Here is a 4,354-nt window from a genome sequence, read left to right as displayed (position 1 = left end):
ATTCTGAGTCTGAATGGCAAGGCTTACACTTGCATCTGACCGAGAGTTCAGCCTTCAGTGACAGTAATCTGCTGTCGGGCTGGCTTAGTTATGTACGGGCTGATTACCGTGATTCACTAAGCAACGAATCGCACTTCCGGCTTCCATGTGCCACCAAGCTTTCATTTTGCCGGGGACGCAACCAAACAAGTTTTTTACACCCAATGTTAATGTCAACTGGGCATGTGATTTTACTTTGGGTAGGTTAATCACTACATCTGCTTCCATTGCTTCTTTAGACAGTCGCAGATGGTTAAAATTATCACTGACGGTTTGGTAACGCTGACCTTGAAAATCGATAATGGGAAGATTGAGTTCTTCTAAAATAGGCAGATAGCCATTTGCCACTGCTACGCCCTTGGCACTACCAAAAGCAGGACTATCGCCCAAAAATGGCTTACCGCCAACCTCAATTACCATCTGGGCAACTTCGTAAACTAGTTCGGCACGGGTGATACATTCTTTACCAGGACGTGAGCCTGTAAGTAGATTCGGTTTGAGTAAAACGCGATCGCCTTTTTTTACAAACGCTGCCATACCTCCAAAAGGTTCCAGCAGTGTAACTAAAGATTCTCGTAAAGCCTCTCGTTCATAAGATGTAGCCCGGATGAGACTGACAGATGATTTTTGAGTCTGCATGGATAATAAATTACCAGTAATAACAAAAATAGCTCCTTCGCCATCAGGATAAAATCAACGCATATAACTACATATTTTTGCCTCCTTATCATCAATAAATATCTCAAAGCCCTATTTTATCGTAATGACTAGCTAGTTAGCGATGCTTGCTATTGCATCTTATAAGCTAGTCACAGCAAAGCTTTAATAGTTTTTGGAGATGTCTACTCTGCGCCTCTGTGGTTCGTTAAAAAAATTGACACTAATCGATCTGCTTTGATTCTCGACTCAGAGGTAAGATAGCACTCATCTGTTCTAGATTTAACACTGTGGCTAATTCTGCCTCATTCATCAATCCGCGTTCTAAGACAATCTGCCGTAAAGATTTACCAGTTTCTAAAGATTCTTTGGCGACAGCTGCGGCATTTAAATAACCGATGTGGGTATTTAGTGCGGTTACTAAAGCTAAACTGCCTTCGGCATAAGCTAAACAACGTTCCTGGTTTGCTGTGATTCCTTCAATGCAACGTTCTGTAAGGACAGCGATGGTATTGCCGAGAATTTCGATACTGTGAATTAGGTTATAGGCAATCAGGGGCATCATCACATTTAATTCTAATTGTCCGGCTTGCGCGGCTAAAGCGATCGCACTGTCGTAACCCATCACCTGAAAACACACCATTGATGTCATCTCTGCCATCACTGGGTTATATTTACCTGGCATAATCGAGGAACCGGGTTGCACTGGGGGGAGTTGAATTTCTTTCAAACCAGTTTTTGGCCCCGAATCCATCAGCCGCAAATCGTGAGATATTTTGACTAAATCTTGCGCCAAGTTGCGTAAAGCACCAGAAACATTTACAAATGGAGCCATACTCTGCATAGCTGCCATCAGATGCGGTGCAGGTTCTAAAGGAGTATCAATCAATTCTGAAAGAACTTCTACTACACGGGCGCGATATAGAGGATGAGTATTTAACCCCGTTCCGGCTGCACTACCTCCCAAACCCAGCACCATTAAATCTCCAGAGGCGGTGTAAATTCGGTTTTGGTGTTCTGTGAGAATTTGTGCCCAAGCCTGGAAATTCTCACCCAAACGCACGGGGACGGCATCTTGTAAGTGGGTTCTGCCAGATTTAACGATATCTTGAAATTCTACAGCTTTGTTTTCTAAGGATGCGATCGCACTATCTATTGCTGGGTGTAATGTCTTGGATAATGCCAATAATCCACCAATCCGAATTGCAGTAGGAATCACATCATTGGTAGACTGCCCATAATTAACGTGATCGTTGGGACTAACACGTTTATAATTGCCCTTTTCTTCACCAAGAATTTCTAAGGCACGATTTGCCAAAACTTCGTTGATATTCATGTGGTGGGACGTTCCAGCACCCGCCTGATAAACATCTACGACAAATTGATCCCGGAATTTCCCAGCCAAGATTTCATCAGTTGCTTGGACAATCGCCTGACTAATATCTTGGGGAATGCAATTTAGTTCTCCATTGACAATTGCTGTAGCTTTTTTAATGATTAGCCCAGCATCTACGTAAGTATTTAAAGGTTTTATGCCGCTAATTGGGAAGTTTTCGATAGCCCGCAGCGTTTGAATGCCGTAATAAACGCTACTAGCAATTTGGCGATCGCCCATCGAATCGCGTTCGATGCGGAATTGAGAGTCTGTGTGTTCAGTCATAGTATTGTTTTAAGAGAGCTACAGAAAACAAATTTTCCCACGCAGTCACACTCAGATACACTAATCTGCATAGATTTTGCATATTTGCCTCGCTGCTTGTTGCTTTACAGTCGTTAATTTTAAAGTTTGATTTATGAATTACGAATTACGAATTACGAATTACGAATTATTATGACTATACCCAACTGGATTACCTTCTCTCGCCTATTGGGGATACCATTTCTGCTTTACGGTTTATATAATCCCACACCTCAAGCCCAGTGGATATGTTTGGCGATTTTTCTCGTTGCTGCATTGACAGATTGGTTAGATGGCTATTTGGCGCGGAAACTCAACCAAATTAGTGAATTGGGTAAGTTTCTCGATCCCTTAGTCGATAAACTTCTGGTACTTGCACCGTTGCTGGTTTTTATTGAATTAGGAAAAGTGCCAGCTTGGGGAGTGTTTTTGATTTTAGCGCGAGAATTAGCGATCGCTGGTTGGCGGGTGAATCAAACGACAATTACCGGGGCGAATATTTGGGGTAAACTCAAAACTGTTAGTCAAATAGTTGCGATCGCACTTTTGATTGCGCCTCTGGGTAAAGTGTGGCAAACTCCCTCTCTGATTGCCTTTTGGATTTCTGTAGCCCTGACTTTAATATCTGGGGGTATTTACCTGATACCGCAAAAAGTTAGGACTAATGAAACGACAATATAGTATTGTAATTCAGTGGTCGATGGAAGATAAAAAGTACATTGTCAGCCTACCTGAGTTTGGCCCCTATGCACACACTCATGGAAATACCTACGCGGATGCTCTCAATAATGGTGAGGAAGTGCTGGAACTTTTGATTGAAGATTACCAAGCACAAGGAAAACCATTACCAGAGCCTTTGACTGCTAATGTTTCCTTTCAGTTTGTGCAATGCTCACCGTAATTATAAGAACACTCGGTAATTCCAAAAATAATGCAATAAAATTTGATCGGAGTTCTAAGGTATAGTCTTTATTCTTAACCCCTTGTACAGACGCGATTCATCGCGTCTCTCCTCACCCCTAAATATTTTCATGCCATCCAAAATTTTACCACCGCCCCTGAAACCTGGAGATTTACTAAAAGTAATTGCCCCTAGTGGTGCTTTGCGAGAATTTGAGGCATTTGAACGGGGTATAGAAATTTGGCGATCGCGCGGCTACCAACTAGAAATCAGTCCTCAGATAGATGACAAATGGGGTTACTTGGCAGGGACAGACGAAACCCGCCGTCAGCAATTAGCAGCAGCGTGGCAAGATCCTGATTGTCGTGGTATTCTCTGTTCCAGAGGCGGTTTTGGCAGCACCCGCATTTTAGAAGATTGGAATTGGCAACAAAATTCAGCACTTCCCAAGTGGCTTATAGGCTTTTCTGATATCACAGCTTTATTGTGGAGCCTTTATATAGCAGGAATTTCCGGCGTTCATGCTCCTGTGCTGACAACTTTAGCAGATGAGCCAGATTGGTCAGTTGAGCGATTATTCGATTCGGTAGAAGGTCGTCCTCTTGCGCCTCTCAAGGGTTGCGGGTGGGGTGGTGGCGTGGTGACTGGCACTTTATTACCTGGTAATCTCACGGTGGCTACTAACCTTTTAGCTACACCAATCCTGCCACATCTGGATGGTGTAATACTGGCGTTAGAAGATGTCACAGAAGCACCCTATCGCATCGATAGAATGCTGACGCAGTGGCGTTTGAGCGGTGCTTTGTCACAAGTGTGCGGTATTGCTTTGGGCGGTTTTACTCGTTGTGAAGCGCCGCCAACTGTGTCTAGTTTTAGTGTAGAAGAAGTGTTGCGCGATCGCTTGGGCGATTTGGGTATTCCGATTGTTTCTGACTTACCTTTTGGTCATGATAGCCCCAATGCAGCTTTACCAGTGGGTGTAGAGGTAACTTTAGATGGGGATGCGGGGATATTAGCGATTGATTAAGTAAGTCGGCGTTAAAAAATCCAACTATATGACAAAATGTAAAATCAGCGAA

General features: G+C 43.4%; 4 protein-coding genes and 1 pseudogene. 3 read left to right on the top strand and 2 right to left on the bottom strand.

The features are described 5' to 3' along the window. Nucleotides 1-135 precede the first annotated feature (135 nt). Nucleotides 136-678, bottom strand: a pseudogene (locus VB740_RS17315) (DUF362 domain-containing protein); the annotation flags it as partial. A 241-nt stretch (nucleotides 679-919) separates the two neighbouring features. Continuing rightward, entirely contained in the window at nucleotides 920-2,356 is a 1,437-nt protein-coding gene (locus tag VB740_RS17310; protein ID WP_323201200.1) for an aspartate ammonia-lyase, read from the bottom strand. A 171-nt stretch (nucleotides 2,357-2,527) separates the two neighbouring features. Here VB740_RS17310 and pgsA point away from each other — a divergent pair, with 171 nt between their 5' ends. The 3 genes from pgsA (at nucleotide 2,528) to VB740_RS17295 (ending at nucleotide 4,302) form a co-directional block, all read left to right on the top strand. Then, nucleotides 2,528-3,055, top strand: coding sequence for a CDP-diacylglycerol--glycerol-3-phosphate 3-phosphatidyltransferase (gene pgsA, locus VB740_RS17305; protein ID WP_323201199.1), 528 nt, complete (start codon nucleotides 2,528-2,530; stop codon nucleotides 3,053-3,055). Further along, the gene (locus tag VB740_RS17300; protein ID WP_323201198.1) at nucleotides 3,039-3,275 is read left to right on the top strand and encodes a type II toxin-antitoxin system HicB family antitoxin; all 237 of its coding nucleotides are present in this window, start codon (nucleotides 3,039-3,041) and stop codon (nucleotides 3,273-3,275) included. Before pgsA ends, VB740_RS17300 begins: the two co-directional genes overlap by 17 nt. Nucleotides 3,276-3,405: 130 nt before the next feature. After that, entirely contained in the window at nucleotides 3,406-4,302 is an 897-nt protein-coding gene (locus tag VB740_RS17295; protein ID WP_323201197.1) for an LD-carboxypeptidase, read from the top strand. Nucleotides 4,303-4,354 lie beyond the last annotated feature (52 nt).

Source organism: Nostoc sp. UHCC 0251, assembly GCF_034932245.1.
Lineage (GTDB): Bacteria > Cyanobacteriota > Cyanobacteriia > Cyanobacteriales > Nostocaceae > Nostoc.
This window is presented reverse-complemented; position numbering and strand designations above follow the sequence as displayed.